Raw genomic sequence first — 19,091 nt, 5'->3', positions numbered from 1 at the left:
TTCAGTTCCAGCACTCGGCAGGCGTCTTGATGTCGGCCTTGTTGATAGTCAGGGTATCACAGGCCGTATTGCCGGCCTTGTCGCCGACCTGGGCCCCCTTGCTGGTGGCCACCAGTGTGTAGGCGGTGGCGCTGGCGCCAGAAATGCTAAAGGTGTAGTAATCGCTGGTTGGGTTGCCCACACTGGCTATCGCACTGCTGTAACTGGCATTGGAGATGCGAAATTCTTCTTGTTTGAGCTGCATGGTCAGCAAGCCCTTGATGGCATCGGCTCGACGAGATTTACGCAGACCGTCAGTAAAGCTCGGGTAGGCGACAGCGGCAATGATGGCAACGATGGCAACGACCACCATCAATTCCAGCAGGGTGATTCCGGATTGTTTGATTCTCATGGGCGCGGCAGGGTTCGTTAAACAGATAGATACTATAGGATAGTACTGACATCATACTCTACTGGCATGTGCGAAAAGAAAGGAGTCTTTAGCCAATGGAATTCGCAGAGGGGCGCTCAGCCGGTTTTACCATGATTGAATTGATGATCGCCATGGCTCTGGTCGCCCTGCTGCTAACCGTAGCCATCCCCAGTTATCAGTCATTGCGCCAGGAGCAGATAGTCAAGGCGGCTACCCAAGCCGTTTACACGGATATCATGCTGCTCAAGTCTGAGGCTATCAAACGTAATAAACCGATAATCTTCAAGATATTCAATGCGGGGCAGGCCAATTGGTGCTATCGCATCGCTCTTGATTCGGCATGTAATAGCTGCTCGGATTCATGTTCTGCTATTGAAGGTCGCAAGGGCGTTGATGCCAGCGAGTTTAACGGCATTACTCTGACGACAAACTATGAATTATCCGGTTCTGAAAATGCTCTTGAAATCAATAACCGTAGAGGCTCATTCAAAGATCTTCACGGCAGTGGCGGTTTGGGCAATGGTTCTATTTGTCTGAAGAACGGGACCTCTGAGCACAGGGTTATTATTGCCACAAATGGGCGAGTGAGAACCGAGCCAGTCACGGGGAGCTCTCCATGCGATTAGGTCTAGCACGAGGCTTTAACATCGTCGAGTTAATGGTGGCCATGGTCGCAGGTCTGTTTTTGGTTGCAGCTGTAACATCCTTGTTCGCCACTATTCTCAAGGCCAATCAAACATCGATGCAGGTAAGTCGTCTAAATCAGGAGTTGCAAAGTATCACGGACATGATTGCCCGTGATGTACAGCGAACTGGTTACGATCAGGGAGCTACTGTGTTTCTCAATGCTGCATCAGGCTCCAGATCCCCCTTCTATTTTGATACTGGCAGCGACCTGATGAATGAGACGATCACTGGTTCCAAGATTTATCGCTGTATCCGGCTGAAATACGATGATGATAACAATGGAACCCTCGGTGCCAATGAGATCTTTATTTACAGCTACGACAGTACCGACAAAGGGGTGCAGCTCGGTACCAGTTGCAGCACGGGGAATTTACTCAGTACCGATGACACCATTGAGGTGACTGACCTCACTTTTTCGCTGCTTGGAAGCAGTGCGTCGGCTGGCGCGAGAACGGTGCGCTTGGCCATATCGGGTCAGTTAAAGGCAAATAGTGCACTTAAACTCACCTTGCAGCGTGATATCAAGCTGCGTAACGACGGGTATTGATGCCATGAAACGTTATCTTGGCTTTACCACATTCACTATTACGCTGCTGCTTATTGTGATCCTGCTTGGCATCTCTTTGCTGGTGGGCAAGCTGATGGTTGCTGACCGTCGTGTCAGTCTTAATGAAGTACAGTACCGGCAGGCGTTGGCACTGGCCGAGCTGGGTCTCTCGGATGGGGTCGGACGGCTTGCGCAGGATGCAGCTTGGCGCACCCCCAGTAGCGGTATATCTATCACTGTTTCGGCTGGCAATTATACCCTGTGGGCTCTGGATGAACCGACCGTGATTGTCGGTGGGGCGAACGTAGTTCCGGTTAAAGTGCGCACTATGGCAACCCTGGTGGACAGTACCGCCAATGCAGAGGTTGAGGTGAAGGCCATCAAGATAAGCGTGTTGGCCGGCACTCCCGCAGCCCCCCTGACAGTTGCCGGTGGTATGGCAGTATCCGGCAACTTCACTGTGGTGGCCAACCCTAACGGTGGGGGGCCAGGGGTTCCGCTATCTGTCTGGACGAATGGCAATGTGGATTTGACCAATGGTTCTGGTCAGACTTGCCACCAGGGAGACTACAGCGGCGGGTGCAGTACCTACATTAGCCAGAAGGGTGATAAGCAGTCGGACATCAAAGATAATGATACGGCATTCCCCACAGACCTGGTCTGGTATCTGTTTAACGAGAATGATGACGCTACGGGGTGGGCCAATCTGGAGTCACGAGCAGTACAACGGTTGAATAATTGCGACTCGCTCTCGACCGCCTCAAGCGGCCTTATTATCGTCGATGGAGACTGCAAACCGGGTGGGTCTATCGGCTCGGTTGCTGCGCCCGTGGTACTCATCGTTCGCAATGGCAATCTGATGGTCAATGGAAGCGCTACCCTCTATGGGCTGGTGTTTGCCTATTCATCCACGCCTGCTACGGCGACTACTGATATCAGCTTGAAGGGGGGGGCTATCGTCAACGGTGCCGTGGTGGCCAACTATCAACTGGGCAAAACGGCTAACGGCACCTTTGATGCCAAGTATGATCAGGCGGTGTTGAGCAATATCGAAAATGGGGCTGCGTTTCAGAGCATCAATCTGGTGCCTGGTAGCTGGCGCGACTGGTAGGAGCATGTATGAAACCGCACAAGGGATTTGGGCTGTTAGAGATTTTGATCACCCTGGTTCTGCTGGGAGTGGGGGTCGCAGGACTGGTGGCTATGTCTCGTTCGTTGCTCAATACCTCCCAGGATAGCCGCCGTTATGAGGTAGCCATGCGTCTGGCGGAGTCAAAACTAGATGCGTTTCGTACCTTCAATGGAGTGGTAAGCGCGGTTTCACCGCTTACTGCTTATAACAGTATCGCGGCAGGTTCCAGTTCGGCGACACCTCCTGATGGCGGTGGGACTTATGCCCTTAGTTGGAGCGTCAGTAATCAGTACTGGAATGGCTCTGGCTGGCAGACGGCTATCCCGGCGGGTTATTTGCATGCCTATCCTGGCCGAAAGGTGGTCAATGTCACTGTCAGTTGGAGCGACAGCGTCGGGCAGTCCCATTCCTTGTTGCTTTCCGGTGCGGTATCGCCTGCTGAGTCATTAACCCAGAATCAGTTTAACGGGGGGTTGGATACCAGTCGTGAACCGCCCCATGTGGTTTATACCCCCGGGGTCGCGCCCGATGTCATTTCCATCCAGATTGACCAGGAAGGACGCAAGCAAGAGACCAGCAAGCCATTGCCCACCGTGACCTCCAAGGATGGTTCTGTTGGCAAACTGGTGCAATTCGAGACTGTTACCTATAAGCCAGACAATGGTGGCAATACCCAACAGGTGCTGCAGGATCTGGCATCGGTCTCCTGTTCCTGCAGTTATGGCTCGAGTGTCAATGCCTACCTGCCCGGTAAGGCCATTTTGACCAGCAGCAACCTGTTGTACTGGAATGTGGGCTCCCAGGTTACCAAGCAGACCGGGGTACTCAACAGCAGTGTCAGAGATCAGCCGAGTCTCTGCACCAGTTGCTGCAAGGATCATTTCGATGGCAGCGGCAGCAGTTTCGAACAGTTTTACGCTCCACTCAATACCAGTCGACTGCGTTACAACAGTGGCCTCTCATCGGTCAATAGTGGTGATTATGTGGATGCCTGCCGCTTTGTCAGACTTGATGGTTACTATCGTCCGCTGCCTGACTGGAACCTGATAAAAGTTGTCGTGACCAGCGCTGATTTTCTTGCCAAGCCCGCAAACCAGACCAGCTACCAGAACTACATCAAGTACGTGGTTACTACCTACATCACCTGGCAGAAAAACACCCTGAACTGGACCGCAAACCCCACGGCCACGCCGCCGACGATCACCGAATTTGCAGAGTGGTTGCCTGCCAATGCTGCGACAGGGGGAGATACCAGCACCAAGATCACCATGAATACGGGGACCGCCCAGTTGATTGCTAGAGGTATCTACGTGGATCTGCTCGCGCCGGACAGTCTCTCGAAGCTCGATCTGACTTCTCAGGATCTGTTGGCCAAGGTCCCGTTTCAGGACATCAATCTGACCATGCTGGCGGAGTGGAGCTTGGTGCCATTGAGTGGCCAGTTGACTGGCAGTGCCTCTGACTATGTCGGTGTGACCAACGAGCCGGTCAAGACAGTCGTTGATCTTGGCAGCTATTATTTTGGTAGCTACAGCCGTGGTTATCTGTCCGCCAAGAAGAGCACCAAGGATGCATCCAACGTGTTGCAAAGTGCATCGATCAAGGTGACGGCCTACCAAGGTAACTCGGGGATCACAGCTTCACTTATCTCACCGGTAGATCGAAGTGAGGCCAAGGTCGCCACCATGCCTATCTCGATCGATACCAGCTCCCAGACTGTGCCAACTCTCACTGTATCGGGACGCATAGAGTGTCTTGAGCAAGGGAATGGCAACAATACTGCGCCAGTATCTTGCGGCAAAAATACCTTCAGTGGCTTGAATGTCAGTACCACAACTTCGGGGGCTACTTGCCGTATTGATAAACCCCAGGCTAACAACCAGCCGGCTACCTATGTCTGTACGGCAGCGCAAAATAGTAGCTTGGTGGTGAACTTCTCCTACAGTGCACAGGGCAATAAAACTTACTTGTTGAAACCTGCTTCCCTCAGCATCGCCATGACGCCACCCGCCAACGGTCAGGTGATTAGTGGTCCTTGTGCCCTGCTGGTGGATAATGGTGTAACCAATGCAGCTAATCTAAGTTGTACCCCTTGAATCCGGGGCGCTGGCACAGCCAGCGCCTTTTCTTTATCATTCCCCATCATTTTCGAATACAAGATGCATCGCCATGGCAAAAGCCCTCTCTCTGATGCTTGCCCAGTTGAATCTGACGGTAGGCGCCATCGAAGATAACACTGACAAAGTGCTCGCTGCGGCGGCTCAGGCCGAGCAGCAAGGTGCCGATCTGCTGGTCTGCTCCGAGCTGGCCCTGACCGGCTATCCACCGGAAGATCTGCTGCTGCGCGCCGATCTGATGATCCGGGTCGAAGCCGCGTTGGCTCGTGTTGCCGAATGGCAGGGCAACTGTGCCATTTTGGTGGGGCATCCCTGGCGTGAAGGGGAGGCGCTCTACAACGCGGCGTCACTCTATGAGCAGGGCAAGCTGATTGCCCGTTACTTCAAGCAGGACTTGCCCAACTACGGCGTGTTTGATGAGAAGCGCTACTTCACCGCGGCAACCGAGACCTGCGTGGTGCCGTTCCGTGGTCACCAGCTGGGGCTGCTCATCTGTGAAGATCTGTGGCAGCCGGGTCCGGCGCTGGCTGCCAAGGCGGCGGGTGCCGAGCTGCTGCTCACCATCAATGCGTCGCCATACGATCAGGAAAAACCCTGGATCCGCCGCGAGCTGATGGCCGAGCGCTGCGATCAGACCGGTCTGCCGCTGGTTTACCTCAATCAGGTATGCGGTCAGGATGAGCTGATTTTCGACGGCTGCTCCAAGGTGTTCAACAGCCAGGGCGAGTTGACCCACAAACTGGCCCCGTTTGCCGAAGAGCTGGCGCTGGTACGTTTTGCCGATGGCCAGCCGGTGAAAGAACGGGAGCCCGCTGCGCCGCTGGAACCCTTGGCCGAGACCTATCAGGCGCTGGTGCTGGCGGTGCGCGACTATGTCACCAAGAACGGTTTCCATGGTGCCGTACTGGGTCTCTCCGGCGGTATCGACTCGGCGCTGACGCTGGCCATCGCGGCCGATGCCATCGGGGCCGACAAGGTGCAGGCGGTGATGATGCCGTTCCGCTATACCGCCCAGATGAGCGTGGAGGATGCCAAGGAGCAGGCCGAGCGGATGGGGGTTGAGTTCAACATCATCTCCATCGAGCCTATGTTTGAAGGGTTTATGGCCCAGCTGGCACCGCTGTTTGAAGGCACTGCCCGTGATACTACCGAAGAGAACCTGCAGGCCCGCTGCCGCGGCGTGCTGTTGATGGCGCTCTCCAACAAGCGTCGCCGTATCGTGCTGACCACCGGTAACAAGAGCGAAATGGCGGTCGGTTATGCCACCCTGTACGGTGACATGGCGGGCGGTTTCGACGTGCTGAAAGATGTGCCCAAGACGCTGGTATTCAAATTGTGCGAATATCGCAACTCGGTCGACTATGTGATCCCGCAGCGGGTTATCGACCGTCCTCCTTCAGCGGAGCTGGCGCCGGATCAGGTGGATCAGGATAGTCTGCCCCCATACGACATCCTCGATGCCATTCTCAAGTGCTACGTGGAAGAGGATGCCTCGGTCGCAGACATGGTGGCGGAGGGCTTCGAGGAAGCTGTGGTACGCAAGGTGATCCGACTGGTGGATCTCAACGAATACAAGCGCCGTCAGGCGGCGGTCGGGCCCCGCATTACGGCTCGCAACTTTGGTAAGGATCGCCGTTACCCCATTACATCCGGGTTCGGCAAACAGAACTGGTAAGGAGTCACCATGAAGAAGATTGAAGCCATCATCAAACCGTTCAAGCTGGACGATGTGCGCGAGGCCCTGGCAGAGATCGGCATCAACGGCATGACCGTATCCGAAGTCAAAGGCTTCGGCCGCCAGAAGGGCCATACCGAGCTCTATCGCGGCGCCGAATATATGGTCGACTTCCTGCCGAAAGTGAAGGTGGAGCTGGTGGTGCAGGATGAGGATCTCGATGCTTGTCTGGAAGCGATCCAGAACACCGCCCGCACCGGCAAGATTGGTGACGGCAAGATCTTCGTTTGCGAGGTGGAGCGCGTCATTCGTATCCGTACCGGCGAAGAGAACGAAGACGCTATCTGATGTCGTTTTTGCCTCGTTATGTTCAGGAGAGCAAATCAAGTTCTGCTCTGATGTCCCGAAAGCGCATCGTGGCGGTGGCAGGCCTGCTGGCAGTACTCACTGCGTGCAGTACCCGCCCGCCGGCTCAGCCGGAAAACCTGTGCCAGATCTTTCGCGAGAAGCCGGAGTGGCACAAGGCCGCGCTCAAGATGAACGAGAAGTGGGGGACGCCGATCCATGTGGTGATGGCCATGATGTATCAGGAGTCCTCCTTCGTACACGACGCCCAGCCGCCGATGGAGTATTTCCTCTTTATTCCGACCGGGCGGGCGAGCTCGGCTTATGGCTACGCTCAGGTGAAAGACGAGACCTGGGCTGATTACCAGCGAGAGACCGGCAATAGCTGGAGCGATCGCGATGACTTTGCCGACGCCATCGATTTTATGGGCTGGTACACTAACAAGGCCCAGCGGCTCAATGGCACCTCCAAGTGGGATGCCTATGGCCAGTACCTCAACTATCACGAAGGGTGGGGTGGCTACCGGCGTGGCAGCTATCGCAGCAAGGGGTGGTTGATGAAAACCTCGCGCAAGGTAGAGGCTCGCGCCCAGCGCTACGGCGCCCAGTATCGACAATGCAAGGATCAGCTCTCCCGCGGGGGCTGGTTCTGGTAACCCAATCAGGAGTCAGAAATGCCGTTATTGGACAGTTTTACCGTTGACCACACCCGTATGGAAGCGCCAGCGGTGCGTGTGGCCAAGACTATGCAGACCCCGAACAAGGACACTATTACCGTGTTCGACCTGCGTTTCTGTGTGCCGAACCAGGAGATCCTCTCCGAGCGCGGTATCCATACGCTGGAGCACCTGTTCGCCGGTTTTATGCGTGATCACCTGAATGGCAACGGCGTGGAGATCATCGATATCTCCCCCATGGGTTGCCGTACCGGCTTCTACATGAGCCTGATCGGCGCGCCGGACGAAGCCCGTGTTGGCGCAGCCTGGCAGGCGGCCATGAGCGACGTGCTGACCGTGCAGGATCAGGCCAAGATCCCCGAGCTGAACGAGTATCAGTGCGGCACCTACAGCATGCACTCGCTGGAAGAAGCGCACGCCATCGCCCGTCATGTGCTGGAGCGTGGCATCGGTGTTAACCACAACGACGAGTTGGCTCTGCCGGAAGAGAAACTGAAGAGCCTTTGAGGCGGATGAGCTATCGCTCATCTGATAACCTCTTCAGGGAATCTTAAAAGAGCCGGTCAGCCATGCTGACCGGCTCTTTCTATCTCAACCGACCGCAAAAATTGGGATGGCTTGCTCCCCTTGTCGACTCTGATTAGGATGGTTTTTGACCTGAACCTGTTGGCGGAGGTGTGACGATGAAAGGGGTATTGCTGCGTTGGCTGGCCCGTTACGATGCGTGGTGCGAGGAGTGGGGGCTCACTCAGGAGAACCGGCGCTGCTGCACACCGGTTCGTTATAATGAGGACTCAAGCAAAGAGCGAGCTTGCGCAGAAGAGGCTGAGCTCAATCAAAATTGCGGGTCACGGCACCGGTAACACTGTTGTATTCGAAGCCGAGGCCGTTGGGGTGATCCGGGAAGCGGCCGATAGAATCACGCAGGATATAGCGGCAGTTGTGATGCTCTAACCCTCCGATCTCAGTTTGGTCATCTGCAATAATAAGTTCGGAACTATAGTCAGTTTCAGTGTTGTTATTGTCTAAGTCAGGAACAGTCTGCTCTGTATCAAGTAATCCAGTGAAGAGTAGCTTGCAGTCATCTTCGTTGTTAACAGAGATCTGGTTTTCGTTAGAGCCAGGTGGAAATGTTGTATCTGGCGCTTGGTTATAGTCCTCTTTCGTGCCTACAGGCCAACCATAGCGATTAATATCAAGATCGCCTTTGCCAAAGCTACTCAAGTTGTAGAGCCCGATAGACTCCCCCTTCACTTTCACCGACCAGCCGGCATTTGCCAGCTGAACTGCACTGGCAAAGCTGCCAGCACTCGCCGAGACCGTGCTTTTCAGGGCATCATCCTTGATATTGATAAAGCGTGGCAGGGCGGTGACGGCCAGGATCCCCAGCACTATGATCACCAACACCAGTTCAATCAGGGTAAAGCCGTTGTTTCTGTTGTTCATCATGTTCAATGACCCATTAAATACCGCAAACAGGTGTGAGTGATATGCAGCTGATAGATACCCATTGCCATCTCGACTTTCCGGTGTTCGACCAGGACAGGGAGGCGCTGCTGGCCCGTTGCCGAGCATTAGGGGTGACGCAGTATATCATTCCTGCCATCGCAGAGGATAACTGGACTCGTGTGATGGCACTGGCAGATCAGCATGACGGCCTTTTTTATGGTTTGGGCATTCATCCCTGGTATACCGGTGAGCAGCGGGAGGGGGTGATGGAACGGCTGCGAGCGTTGGTGATGAGCCAACCTGCTAGGCTGGTGGCTATCGGTGAGTGTGGGCTGGACCTCCGTTCTCACGTGCCGCAGGAGGGGCAGCTTGCGCTGTTTGAGGCTCAGATCCGGCTGGCTGCAGATGCCGGGCTCCCCCTGATGATCCACTCGGTGCGCGCCAATGACACTGTGGCCAAGCTGTTGCGCCGCTTCAAGCCGCCTCGTGGTGGGGTGATCCATGCTTTCAGCGGTTCGTTGCAGCAGGCGGAGGCTTTCTGGCAACTGGGCTTTCGACTCGGGGTGGGCGGGGTAATCAGTTTTGAACGGGCGAACAAGACGCGAGAGGTATTTCGGGCTATGCCGCTCGAGGCCCTGGTGCTGGAAACCGATTCGCCAGATATGCCGTTGCAAGGCGCACAAGGCTCCCGAAATACACCGGAAGCTCTGCCGAAAATAGCGGAAATATTGATGACATTGCGGGATGAATCATCGGCAGATGTTGCCAAGGTGTTATTTGAAACTGCCCAACATATTTTCCATCACGACCAATAGCCATGAAACAAATTCGCAACACCTGATTGAGTTGTCAGGAAAAAAAATGAGCGTAAAAATCGTTTGCTGTCTAATTTTGTGACACTTGGACATTCTGATAACGATAAAATGTGACCAGCATTCTATTTTATCGGACTTTAATTAGTATAATGCGCTCCCCTTGATTAGTTGGGTTTAATAACAACTCGCTAACAAGCCAGGTGCTACTAGAGGAAGATAATAATGAATTTGTTCATGGGTCTGGTAGGGATGGCGACGCTCGTCCTTATCGCGGTGCTGTTCTCCAGCAATCGCAAGGCAATCAACGTCCGTACCGTTGTCGGTGCGTTCGCAATTCAAGCCGGTCTGGGGGCGTTTGTTCTCTATGTTCCGGTTGGTCGCGATATCCTGGTCGGCGTGTCCGACGCGGTATCCAGCGTGATCAGCTACGGCCAGAACGGGATCGACTTCCTGTTTGGCGGTCTGGTCAGCAACAAGATGTTTGAAGTGTTCGGTGGCGGCGGCTTTGTCTTTGCCTTCCGTGTTCTGCCGGTCATCATCTTCTTCTCTTCCCTGATTGCAGTGCTCTACTACCTGGGCATCATGCAGATGGTCATCAAGTTGCTGGGCGGCGGTCTGCAGAAAGTACTGGGTACTTCCCGCACCGAATCCCTCTCTGCAACCGCCAACATCTTCGTCGGTCAGACCGAAGCGCCGCTGGTAGTTCGTCCCTACATCGCCAAGATGACTGACTCCGAGCTGTTCGCCGTCATGTGTGGTGGTCTGGCTTCCGTTGCCGGTTCCGTACTGGCCGGTTACGCCTCCATGGGCGTGAAGATGGAGTACCTGATTGCTGCCTCCTTCATGGCTGCACCGGGTGGTCTGCTATTCGCCAAGCTGCTGGTTCCCGAAACCGAGACCCCGAACTACGACGAAAGTTCTGCCGATGCCGAGCTGGATGACAAGCCTGCCAACGTCATTGACGCTGCTGCTGCTGGCGCTTCTGCCGGTATGCAACTGGCCCTGAACGTCGGCGCGATGCTGCTGGCCTTCATCGGTCTGATTGCCATGATCAACGGCATCTTCTCCGGTGTGGGTGGCTGGTTCGGTTATCCGCAACTCTCTCTGGAACTGCTGCTGGGCTGGATCTTCTCCCCGCTGGCCTTCCTGATCGGTGTGCCCTGGAATGAAGCAGTGGTTGCCGGTTCCTTCATCGGTCAGAAGCTGGTAGTGAACGAGTTCGTGGCTTACCTGAACTTCGCTCCGTACCTGAAAGACGAAGTGCTGATCAACGGTGTGGCCATGTCCGATCACACCAAGGCGATCATCTCCTTCGCGCTGTGTGGTTTTGCCAACCTCTCCTCTGTTGCCATCCTGCTGGGTGGTCTGGGGTCCATGGCGCCGAACCGCCGCGGTACCATTGCACGCTTTGGTCTGAAAGCCGTACTGGCTGGCTCTCTGTCCAACCTGATGTCTGCCACTATCGCAGGCTTCTTCCTGGCACTGTCCGGCATGTAATCGCCGCCTGACTGACAGGGTATAAACACGAACGCCACGGCATCTGCCGTGGCGTTCGCGTATGGAGCGGTGACAACCGTTTTCCTATCTAAACTAATAATAAAATGAGTCAAATCGGAGGTTATATGAATGAAGTGCTACTGGCGATGGTGGCCGGCTTTATAGTTGGTTTGTTGTTTTCTTTCCTCAAATTGCCGATCCCGGCGCCTCCCGTTTTATCCGGGGTAATGGGGATCGTCGGGGTCTATCTGGGGGGATTGGCCTACTCATGGATCCTGACCCGTTTCTTTTCGTAAGGCTTTTTTAGACCTGGATTTGTCAGATGTGAGGTACCTCTGAAATTGGCAAATCCGGCTTGCAAACAGGGGGTATCTCGGCTGAAATAGGCGTTGCCAGCAGGGTGCTGGCAATGACTAATACTCGATGAAATCGGGTGTTGGCGGTCAAATGGAATTGATTGGGAAGTCGGGTCAGATGTTGTCGGCCTTTCTCAAGTCTTCATGGAACCAAGTCCGCACTTTTGTAAGAAAGTGACAGGGCTCTTGCCTTATTTACAGTCGCAGTGCCTGCAGGGTGTTTTGAATAGCATCCCGATAGTGCCGGTGCCTTCGCACTGTAATTCCATTCCCGTATAGCTGGGGATTACTGCCTGTGCATCCATCGCTGGATGGTATGGTGGTGCCCGGTTATCTGGATTAAATCGAGACTTTGGAGAACAGAATGACTGATCTGAAAGTGGCCGCTCAGCGCGCCCTGAATCTGATGGACCTGACCACCCTGAACGATGACGACACCGATCAGAAGGTGATCGACCTGTGCCATAAGGCCAAGTCACCGGCTGGCCTGACCGCCGCCGTCTGCATCTACCCCCGTTTTATCCCTATCGCTCGCAAAACCCTGCGTGAGATCGGCGCTGCCGACGTACGCATTGCGACCGTGACCAACTTCCCGCACGGCAACGACGACATCGAGATCGCCGTGGCCGAAACCCGTGCCGCTGTCGCCTACGGTGCTGATGAAGTGGACGTGGTGTTCCCGTATCGCGCCTTCATGGCCGGTAATGAACAGATCGGTTTTGATCTGGTCAAAGCCTGTAAAGAGGCCTGCGGTGCCAACGTGCTGCTGAAAGTGATCATCGAAACCGGCGAGCTGAAAGAAGAGGCGCTGATCCGTCGCGCTTCCGAAATCTGTATCGATGCCGGTGCCGACTTCATCAAGACCTCCACCGGCAAGGTGCCGGTCAATGCGACCCCAGAAGCGGCGCGGATCATGATGGAAGTGATCAAAGCCAAGAATCCGAAAGTCGGCTTCAAGCCAGCTGGTGGCGTGAAAGATGCCGCCGTGGCCGGTCAGTACCTGGCCATGGCCGAAGAGATCCTCGGCAACGACTGGGTATCCGCCCGTACCTTCCGCTTTGGTGCATCCAGCCTGCTGGCCAGTCTGCTGGCCACTCTGGGGCATGGCGACAAGTCAGCCAACACCAGCGGTTACTAATAGGTTGATGAGAGGGCGGACGGCTGTCCGCCCTGTTAGCCCCCACCATGCGGTGTGCGGGCAAAGATTCAGGCTTGTGTAACGCCAGCAATGGCGGAGGGAATGAAAGATGTTTTTGCCTCAAGAAATTATTCGCAAGAAGCGCAACGGTGAAGCGCTCAGTACCCAAGAAATTCAATTCTTCGTCCAGGGCATTACCAATAACACCATCGGCGAGGGGCAGATCGCTGCACTGGCGATGGCGGTCTACTTCAAAGACATGACCATGGATGAGCGGGTCGCCCTGACCTGCGCCATGCGCGACTCCGGCATGGTGCTAACCTGGGATCACCTCAATCTGGGTGGCCCGATTGTCGACAAACACTCCACCGGCGGTGTGGGTGATGTGGTCTCTCTGATGCTTGGCCCGATGGTCGCTGCCTGTGGCGGTTTCGTGCCGATGATCTCCGGTCGTGGTCTGGGCCATACCGGCGGTACCCTCGACAAGCTGGATGCCATTCCCGGCTACCAGACCTCGGTCGACAACGACCGTTTCCTGAAAGTGGTGAAAGAGGCGGGCGTGGCCATCATCGGCCAGACCGGCGATCTTGCCCCTGCTGACAAGCGTATCTATGCAGTACGTGACATTACTGCAACCGTCGAATCCATCGCCATGATCACCGGCTCCATCCTCTCCAAGAAGCTCGCCTCCGGGCTCGAAGCGCTGGTGATGGATGTGAAAGTGGGCTCCGGCGCCTTTATGCCAACCTTCGAAGCCTCCGAAGAGCTGGCCAAGAGCATTGTGGCCGTGGCCAACGGTGCCGGTTGCCGCACCTCTGCGCTCTTGACCGATATGAACCAGGTGCTGGCCTCCAGCGCCGGTAACGCGGTGGAAGTACGTGAAGCGGTGCGTTACCTGACAGGTGAATACCGCAACCCGCGCATCCACGAAGTGACCATGGCGCTGTGCGCCGAGATGCTGATCTCCGCCGGCCTTGCCAGCGACGAGCGCGATGCCCGCACCAAGCTGCAGGCGGTGCTGGATAACGGCAAGGCAGCCGAGATCTTCGGTCGCATGGTGACTGGTCTCGGTGGCCCGGCCGATTTTATGGAGCGTTATGACGCTTACCTGCCCAAGGCTGCCATCGTGCGCCCGGTCTTCGCGGCCAACAGCGGTTTCGTGACCGCCATGGATACACGCGAGCTGGGTCTGGCCGTGGTGGCGATGGGCGGTGGTCGCCGCGCTGCCGGTGACAAACTTGATTATGCGGTCGGTCTGACCGACTTTATCCGCCTGGGTCAAAGTGTTGATGCTGACAAGCCGATCGCGATGATCCACGCTCAGACTGAAGAGCAATATGCTCAGGCTGCTAGCATGGTGCAGGCGGCTGTCCGGATTGGTGGCGAGCGGCCGGAAGCACTGCCTGAAGTGTACCGCCGTATCACCCTGGCCGATTTGTAACAAGGGGAAGACCCATGAAACGTACCTTTATTCTGATGATGGACTCTTTCGGTATTGGCGCAGCTGCCGACGCCGACAAGTTCGGAGATGTGGGCGCCAATACCCTTGGCCATATCGCCAAAGCGTGTGCGGCAGGTGAAATTGAAGGCCGTGGTGCCCTCAATCTACCCAACCTCAACAAGCTGGGTCTGGGCCACGCCTGCGAGCAGGCTTCCGGCTACTTCCCGGAAGGGCTGAAGAAAGATATCGAGGTGGTCGGTGCCTACGGCTTTGCTCAGGAGCTCTCCTCCGGCAAGGATACCCCGTCCGGTCACTGGGAGATCGCCGGCGTGCCCGTGCTGTTCGAGTGGGGCTACTTCAAGGATCACCACAACAGCTTCCCGCAGGAGCTGCTGGACGCCATCGTCGAGAAGGCTGGTCTGCCGGGCTATCTCGGTAACTGCCACGCCTCCGGTACCCAGGTGCTGGACGATCTGGGCGAAGAGCACATGCGCACCGGCAAGCCGATCCTCTACACCTCTGCCGACTCCGTGTTCCAGATTGCCTGCCACGAAGAGACCTACGGCCTCGAGAAGCTCTATGAGCTGTGCCACATAGTGCGCGAGCTGCTGGAGCCCTACAACATCGGCCGCGTGATTGCGCGTCCGTTCGTGGGTACTGGCAAGGGCAACTTCAAGCGCACCGGCAACCGTCACGACTACTCAGTGCTGCCGCCGGCGCCGACCGTGCTGGATTACATGAAAGATGCGGGTGGCCAGGTTGTCTCCATCGGCAAGATTGCCGACATCTATGCCCAACAGGGCATCACCAAGCAGGTGAAAGGGACCGGTCTGACCGAGTTGTGGGATCGCACGCTGGAAGAGGTGAAAGCGGCCGGTGACAACACCATCGTCTTCACCAACTTTGTGGACTTCGACTCCTCCTACGGCCACCGCCGTGATGTTGCCGGTTATGCCGGTGCGCTGGAGTATTTCGATTCCCGCCTGCCGGAGCTGTTTGAGCTGCTGCAAGATGGCGACGTGGTGGTGCTGACTGCCGACCACGGCTGCGACCCGACCTGGGGTGGTACCGACCACACCCGCGAATACATTCCGGTGCTGTTCTTCGGCAAGCCGGTCAAGGCTGGCTCTGTCGGTCGTCGCGAGACCTTTGCCGATATCGGCCAGAGCATCGCGGCTTACCACGGCCTGCCGAAACTGGCGTACGGTACCAGCTTCCTGTAATTTACCCGCCCGCCACTTCGGCGGCGGGCAATTTATAAAACAATAAAACTCAACCTAGTGTGAAGGAATCAAGAGAATGGCAACTCCTCATATCAATGCGAAAGATGGCGCCTTTGCTGATACCGTGCTGATGCCGGGCGACCCCCTGCGCGCCAAGTACATCGCTGAAACTTTCCTGGAGAACGTCGAGCAGATCTGCGACGTGCGCAACATGTTCGGCTTTACCGGTACCTACAAGGGCCGTCGTATCTCCGTAATGGGCCACGGCATGGGTATCCCCTCCTGCTCCATCTACGCAAAAGAGCTGATCACCGATTACGGTGTGAAGACCCTGATCCGTGTGGGCTCCTGTGGTGCCGTGCGTGAAGACGTGAAACTGCGTGACGTGGTGATCGGTATGGGTGCCTGCACCGACTCCAAAGTAAACCGTCTGCGCTTCAAGGATCACGACTTCGCTGCCATCGCTGACTTCGACCTGGTTGCCAATGCCGTGCAGGCCGCCAAGAACAAGGGCGTTGCCGTGCGCGTCGGTAACATCTTCTCCGCCGACCTGTTCTACACCCCGGACCCCTCCATGTTCGACGTCATGGAAAAATACGGCATCCTGGGTGTCGAGATGGAAGCCGCCGGTATCTACGGCGTGGCCGCAGAGTACGGTGCCAAGGCGCTGACCATCTGCACCGTCTCCGACCATATCCGTACCGGTGAGCAGACCACCTCTGAAGAGCGTCAGCTGACCTTCAACGATATGATCGAAATCGCGCTGGATTCCGTCCTGTTGGGCGACAACTAATCCCGCAGCCTCTGGAACCATGCAAAAACGGCGACCTCTGGTCGCCGTTTCTTTATCCGTTTACTGCGCCGCATCATTGTTGGTTGGCGGCGGGGAGGGTGGAGGACTTCGTTTTTTGTGCTTGCGCACTCGCATATAGTTGCGACGAATGCCATAGGAGATAAGCAGACCTGCCAGCAGCGCAATCAGCAATATCAGCCGCTGTTTCTCCTGAATCGTTTTGAGTCTGGTGTCCTTGTCCGCCAGCATCTGCTGCTCTTCCAGGGTGATGCGCAGGTAGCCCAGTGTCTGATCGCCATCCAGGACCTCCTGTACGAACTGGATCCGCCCCTTGCCTTGTTCCGGCATCGATTTGTTATTGTCACCGATGGGTAGCAGGCTCTCCAGCGGTACGGCCTGTTCCGACTGGGCGAGGGGAATGCCGCGTCCATCATAGAGTGTGACATCGAGGATCTCCGGCTCGGTCGCCAGATCCCGGGCCAGCCGTTCCAGCTCACTGCTGTTCTCCTCCTTGATCCAGCGCTTCATGTCGCGGGCAGCATAGGCGACCAGTGCCTGGGCGCGGTTGCGTGCTTCGGTGTGCAGCGCAGCCTGGCTCTCTCCCTGCATATGAAGGAGAACAACCAGTACCCAGCAGCCGAGCAGCAGGCCGGCTACCAGACTGAGTACACGTTTGATGGGAAGATGACGCTGCAAGCGCGAGACCTCATGCTGACAATGAGTGCCGGATCTTGGCGCTTGCCTGCGCAAAAAGCAATACGCTACTCTGGGTCAGCATTGTTAACCCCCTGATCACCAAGGAAGGCGTATCTCTTATGTTGTTGTCCCGGCTCCCCCCTCTGTTATCCGATTGGCCTGCGTTGTTGTCCGGCTCACCCTGTTGGCAGCTCAACGCCGATGCGTTGCAACCGACAGAGACCCCGCAGGCGGGCGGCTGGTTGGTACTGTTTGGCAAGGGGCTGGGCGCCTCCCATCTGACGCATCTGTCACCACTGTTGGCTGCGCAGGGGCTGGTGGCCACCCTCTATCCTCCCACCGAGGTGACGGAGGTGCCGCTGCTGCTGCTTGGCTGCGATCGCTTCTCTTCCGAGTTGGTGGCCGAGCTCAAGAGCGGTGAGTGGGAGATCGATCTCTGCCACCTGCCGGCACTACCCACCCTGAGCGAACCCGGCCTGTTGGTGATGGACATGGATTCCACCGCGATCCGTATCGAGTGCATCGACGAGATCGCGCGGCTGGCGGGGGTCGGCGATCAGGTGGCGGCGGTAACAGCTGCTGCCATGCAGGGCAAACTGGAGTTCTCCGACAGTCTGCGCAACCGGGTGGCCCTGCTGGCTGGAGCGCCGGTCACCATTCTCGACGAGGTGGCCGCCAACATGCCGTGGATGCCCGGCTTGCAACTGATGGTCGATACCCTCAAAGAGGCTGGCTGGAAGGTGGCCATCGCCTCCGGCGGTTTTACCCGTTTTGCCGGCGAGTTGCAGCAGGCGCTGGGGCTCGATGCTATCTTCGCCAACGAGCTGGCGGTGGAAGGGGGTCAGCTGACTGGCAAGGTGAGCGGGCGCATCGTTGATGCCAGCGTCAAGGCCGAGGTGTTACAGCAGCTTGCTCAGGAGTACGGCATTGCTGCCGCCCAGACCGTGGCCATCGGCGATGGTGCTAACGATCTCAAGATGATGGGCGTGGCAGGTCTTGGGATTGCTATTCATGCCAAGCCGCTGGTGCGGGCGCAGGCTGCGGCCACCCTCAATCATCACGATCTGGAGGGGGTGATCTGCCTGCTGGCGGCGCGGGCCTGCAGCGAACAACGCTGGGACAAGCGCTGACTGTGTTTCAAGGAGGAAACCAATAAAAATGGAATTGTTGCAGCAGTCTCTGTTTATCCCCTGTGGCGCCCATCAACTGCATGTTCGCCACATCAAACCCCGGGTCGCCGTGCATGGCGAGCCGATCCTGATGGTGCACGGCGCCATCGAGAACGGCCGCATCTTTTACACCGAATCGGGCAAGGGGCTGGCTTGTTTTTTGGCCCGCCACGGCTATCAGGTCTATGTGGCTGATTTGCGGGGACGGGGGCTCAGCACTCCGGCCATCGCCGAGCAGGCGGAGCACGGCCAGCACGAGCTAATCACCGAGGACTTGCCCGCCCTGCATCGCTGGATTGCCGAGCGCCATCATGGCTTCAAGGTGCACTGGGTGGCCCACTCCTGGGGTGGCGTCATCATGGCCTCGACCCTGGTGCGCTTTCCCGAGCTGGCGGAGCAGGTGGCCAGTCTGCTGTTTTTTGGTACCAAACGCGGCGTGTCGGTGCACAATCCCGAGCGCTGGCTGAAGGTGGATCTGATCTGGAATCGGCTGGCCCCCTGGCTGGCTCGCCGCCGTGGTTTTCTGGCTGCTCGCACTCTGAAGATAGGTGCTGACGACGAGCCGCTGCGCTATCTGCAGGAGACCATCCCCTGGGTCAAGTGTGGCCCCTGGCGGGATCCTCACGACGGTTTTGCCTATGACGAAGGGGCGGCACGGGTCAACTGGCCGCCACTCTGGATGATCTCTGCCAGAGCCGACAAGGTATTGGGCCATCCGACCGATGTGCGCCGTTTCAGCGACGAGATAGGCTCGGCTGCTCGTCACACCCGCCTGGGGCGTGATAATGGCAACCGGCTTGACTATGACCACATCAATATGCTGACCGCCCCGCAGGCGCAGGAGGATCACTTTCCCCGGATCCTGGAATGGCTGCTCAATCCGCAGGCAGCATGACAAAAAACAGGGCACATAGTGCGCCCG

20 protein-coding genes are annotated in these 19,091 nt (G+C 56.7%); 17 read left to right on the top strand and 3 right to left on the bottom strand.

Annotated features, from left to right (window positions below):
- Position 1: 1 nt before the first annotated feature.
- Positions 2 to 391, bottom strand: coding sequence for a type IV pilin protein (locus G5179_RS06705; RefSeq protein ID WP_100654566.1), 390 nt, complete (start codon positions 389 to 391; stop codon positions 2 to 4).
- Positions 392 to 486: 95 nt separating this feature from the next.
- Here G5179_RS06705 and G5179_RS06700 point away from each other — a divergent pair, with 95 nt between their 5' ends.
- The 8 genes from G5179_RS06700 (at position 487) to luxS (ending at position 8,099) form a co-directional block, all read left to right on the top strand.
- Positions 487 to 1,038 carry a GspH/FimT family pseudopilin gene (locus G5179_RS06700; RefSeq protein ID WP_216952860.1) on the top strand — a complete coding sequence of 184 codons (552 nt, stop codon included), beginning with the start codon at positions 487 to 489 and terminating at the stop codon, positions 1,036 to 1,038.
- Between the two features lie 20 nt (positions 1,039 to 1,058).
- Positions 1,059 to 1,646, top strand: a complete 588-nt coding sequence (locus tag G5179_RS06695; protein ID WP_216954532.1) for a PilW family protein — start codon at positions 1,059 to 1,061, stop codon at positions 1,644 to 1,646.
- 4 nt (positions 1,647 to 1,650) lie between these two features.
- Complete coding sequence (locus tag G5179_RS06690) at positions 1,651 to 2,757, top strand: PilX N-terminal domain-containing pilus assembly protein (protein ID WP_216952861.1); 1,107 nt, start codon at positions 1,651 to 1,653, stop codon at positions 2,755 to 2,757.
- Between the two features lie 8 nt (positions 2,758 to 2,765).
- The gene (locus tag G5179_RS06685) at positions 2,766 to 4,874 is read left to right on the top strand and encodes a type IV pilus modification PilV family protein (RefSeq protein WP_421206088.1); all 2,109 of its coding nucleotides are present in this window, start codon (positions 2,766 to 2,768) and stop codon (positions 4,872 to 4,874) included.
- Positions 4,875 to 4,947: 73 nt separating this feature from the next.
- Positions 4,948 to 6,570 carry an NAD+ synthase gene (locus G5179_RS06680; protein WP_421258084.1) on the top strand — a complete coding sequence of 541 codons (1,623 nt, stop codon included), beginning with the start codon at positions 4,948 to 4,950 and terminating at the stop codon, positions 6,568 to 6,570.
- 9 nt (positions 6,571 to 6,579) lie between these two features.
- A complete protein-coding gene (gene glnB / locus G5179_RS06675; RefSeq protein WP_005308848.1) occupies positions 6,580 to 6,918 on the top strand; it encodes a nitrogen regulatory protein P-II in 339 nt (112 codons plus the stop codon).
- Between the two features lie 50 nt (positions 6,919 to 6,968).
- Positions 6,969 to 7,571, top strand: a complete 603-nt coding sequence (locus tag G5179_RS06670) for a transglycosylase SLT domain-containing protein (protein ID WP_042030721.1) — start codon at positions 6,969 to 6,971, stop codon at positions 7,569 to 7,571.
- An 18-nt stretch (positions 7,572 to 7,589) separates the two neighbouring features.
- Positions 7,590 to 8,099, top strand: coding sequence for an S-ribosylhomocysteine lyase (gene luxS, locus G5179_RS06665; protein ID WP_005340462.1), 510 nt, complete (start codon positions 7,590 to 7,592; stop codon positions 8,097 to 8,099).
- Positions 8,100 to 8,423: 324 nt separating this feature from the next.
- On the opposite strand, the gene G5179_RS06660 is transcribed toward luxS, so the two are convergent.
- Complete coding sequence (locus tag G5179_RS06660; RefSeq protein ID WP_421258083.1) at positions 8,424 to 9,041, bottom strand: type II secretion system protein; 618 nt, start codon at positions 9,039 to 9,041, stop codon at positions 8,424 to 8,426.
- A 41-nt stretch (positions 9,042 to 9,082) separates the two neighbouring features.
- On the opposite strand from G5179_RS06660, the gene G5179_RS06655 reads away from it, so the two are divergent.
- The 7 genes from G5179_RS06655 (at position 9,083) to deoD (ending at position 16,304) form a co-directional block, all read left to right on the top strand.
- The gene (locus G5179_RS06655) at positions 9,083 to 9,856 is read left to right on the top strand and encodes a TatD family hydrolase (RefSeq protein WP_421258082.1); all 774 of its coding nucleotides are present in this window, start codon (positions 9,083 to 9,085) and stop codon (positions 9,854 to 9,856) included.
- A gap of 222 nt (positions 9,857 to 10,078) precedes the next feature.
- Positions 10,079 to 11,353 (top strand): NupC/NupG family nucleoside CNT transporter, encoded by a 1,275-nt coding sequence (locus G5179_RS06650; protein WP_005340466.1) that lies wholly within the window; start codon positions 10,079 to 10,081, stop codon positions 11,351 to 11,353.
- A gap of 125 nt (positions 11,354 to 11,478) precedes the next feature.
- Positions 11,479 to 11,649, top strand: coding sequence for a XapX domain-containing protein (locus tag G5179_RS06645; RefSeq protein WP_005340467.1), 171 nt, complete (start codon positions 11,479 to 11,481; stop codon positions 11,647 to 11,649).
- A 424-nt stretch (positions 11,650 to 12,073) separates the two neighbouring features.
- Positions 12,074 to 12,847, top strand: coding sequence for a deoxyribose-phosphate aldolase (gene deoC / locus G5179_RS06640; protein WP_421258081.1), 774 nt, complete (start codon positions 12,074 to 12,076; stop codon positions 12,845 to 12,847).
- Positions 12,848 to 12,956: 109 nt separating this feature from the next.
- A complete protein-coding gene (deoA, locus tag G5179_RS06635) occupies positions 12,957 to 14,288 on the top strand; it encodes a thymidine phosphorylase (protein ID WP_005358033.1) in 1,332 nt (443 codons plus the stop codon).
- A gap of 14 nt (positions 14,289 to 14,302) precedes the next feature.
- On the top strand, positions 14,303 to 15,511 hold the full coding sequence (locus G5179_RS06630; RefSeq protein WP_139408470.1) for a phosphopentomutase: 1,209 nt from the start codon (positions 14,303 to 14,305) through the stop codon (positions 15,509 to 15,511).
- Between the two features lie 76 nt (positions 15,512 to 15,587).
- The gene (gene deoD, locus G5179_RS06625) at positions 15,588 to 16,304 is read left to right on the top strand and encodes a purine-nucleoside phosphorylase (RefSeq protein ID WP_040096807.1); all 717 of its coding nucleotides are present in this window, start codon (positions 15,588 to 15,590) and stop codon (positions 16,302 to 16,304) included.
- A gap of 60 nt (positions 16,305 to 16,364) precedes the next feature.
- Here the strand turns inward: deoD and G5179_RS06620 are convergent, their stop codons facing one another.
- The gene (locus tag G5179_RS06620; protein ID WP_219265291.1) at positions 16,365 to 17,000 is read right to left on the bottom strand and encodes an AhpA/YtjB family protein; all 636 of its coding nucleotides are present in this window, start codon (positions 16,998 to 17,000) and stop codon (positions 16,365 to 16,367) included.
- 119 nt (positions 17,001 to 17,119) lie between these two features.
- Here G5179_RS06620 and serB point away from each other — a divergent pair, with 119 nt between their 5' ends.
- A complete protein-coding gene (gene serB, locus G5179_RS06615; RefSeq protein ID WP_216952868.1) occupies positions 17,120 to 18,130 on the top strand; it encodes a phosphoserine phosphatase SerB in 1,011 nt (336 codons plus the stop codon).
- A gap of 28 nt (positions 18,131 to 18,158) precedes the next feature.
- Positions 18,159 to 19,064 carry an alpha/beta fold hydrolase gene (locus G5179_RS06610; protein WP_216952869.1) on the top strand — a complete coding sequence of 302 codons (906 nt, stop codon included), beginning with the start codon at positions 18,159 to 18,161 and terminating at the stop codon, positions 19,062 to 19,064.
- Positions 19,065 to 19,091 lie beyond the last annotated feature (27 nt).

This window comes from Aeromonas sp. 600886 (assembly GCF_049174935.1).
GTDB lineage: Bacteria > Pseudomonadota > Gammaproteobacteria > Enterobacterales > Aeromonadaceae > Aeromonas > Aeromonas veronii_A.
The sequence above is the reverse complement of the archived record's forward strand: the minus strand, read 5'-3'. Positions and strand labels throughout refer to the sequence as shown.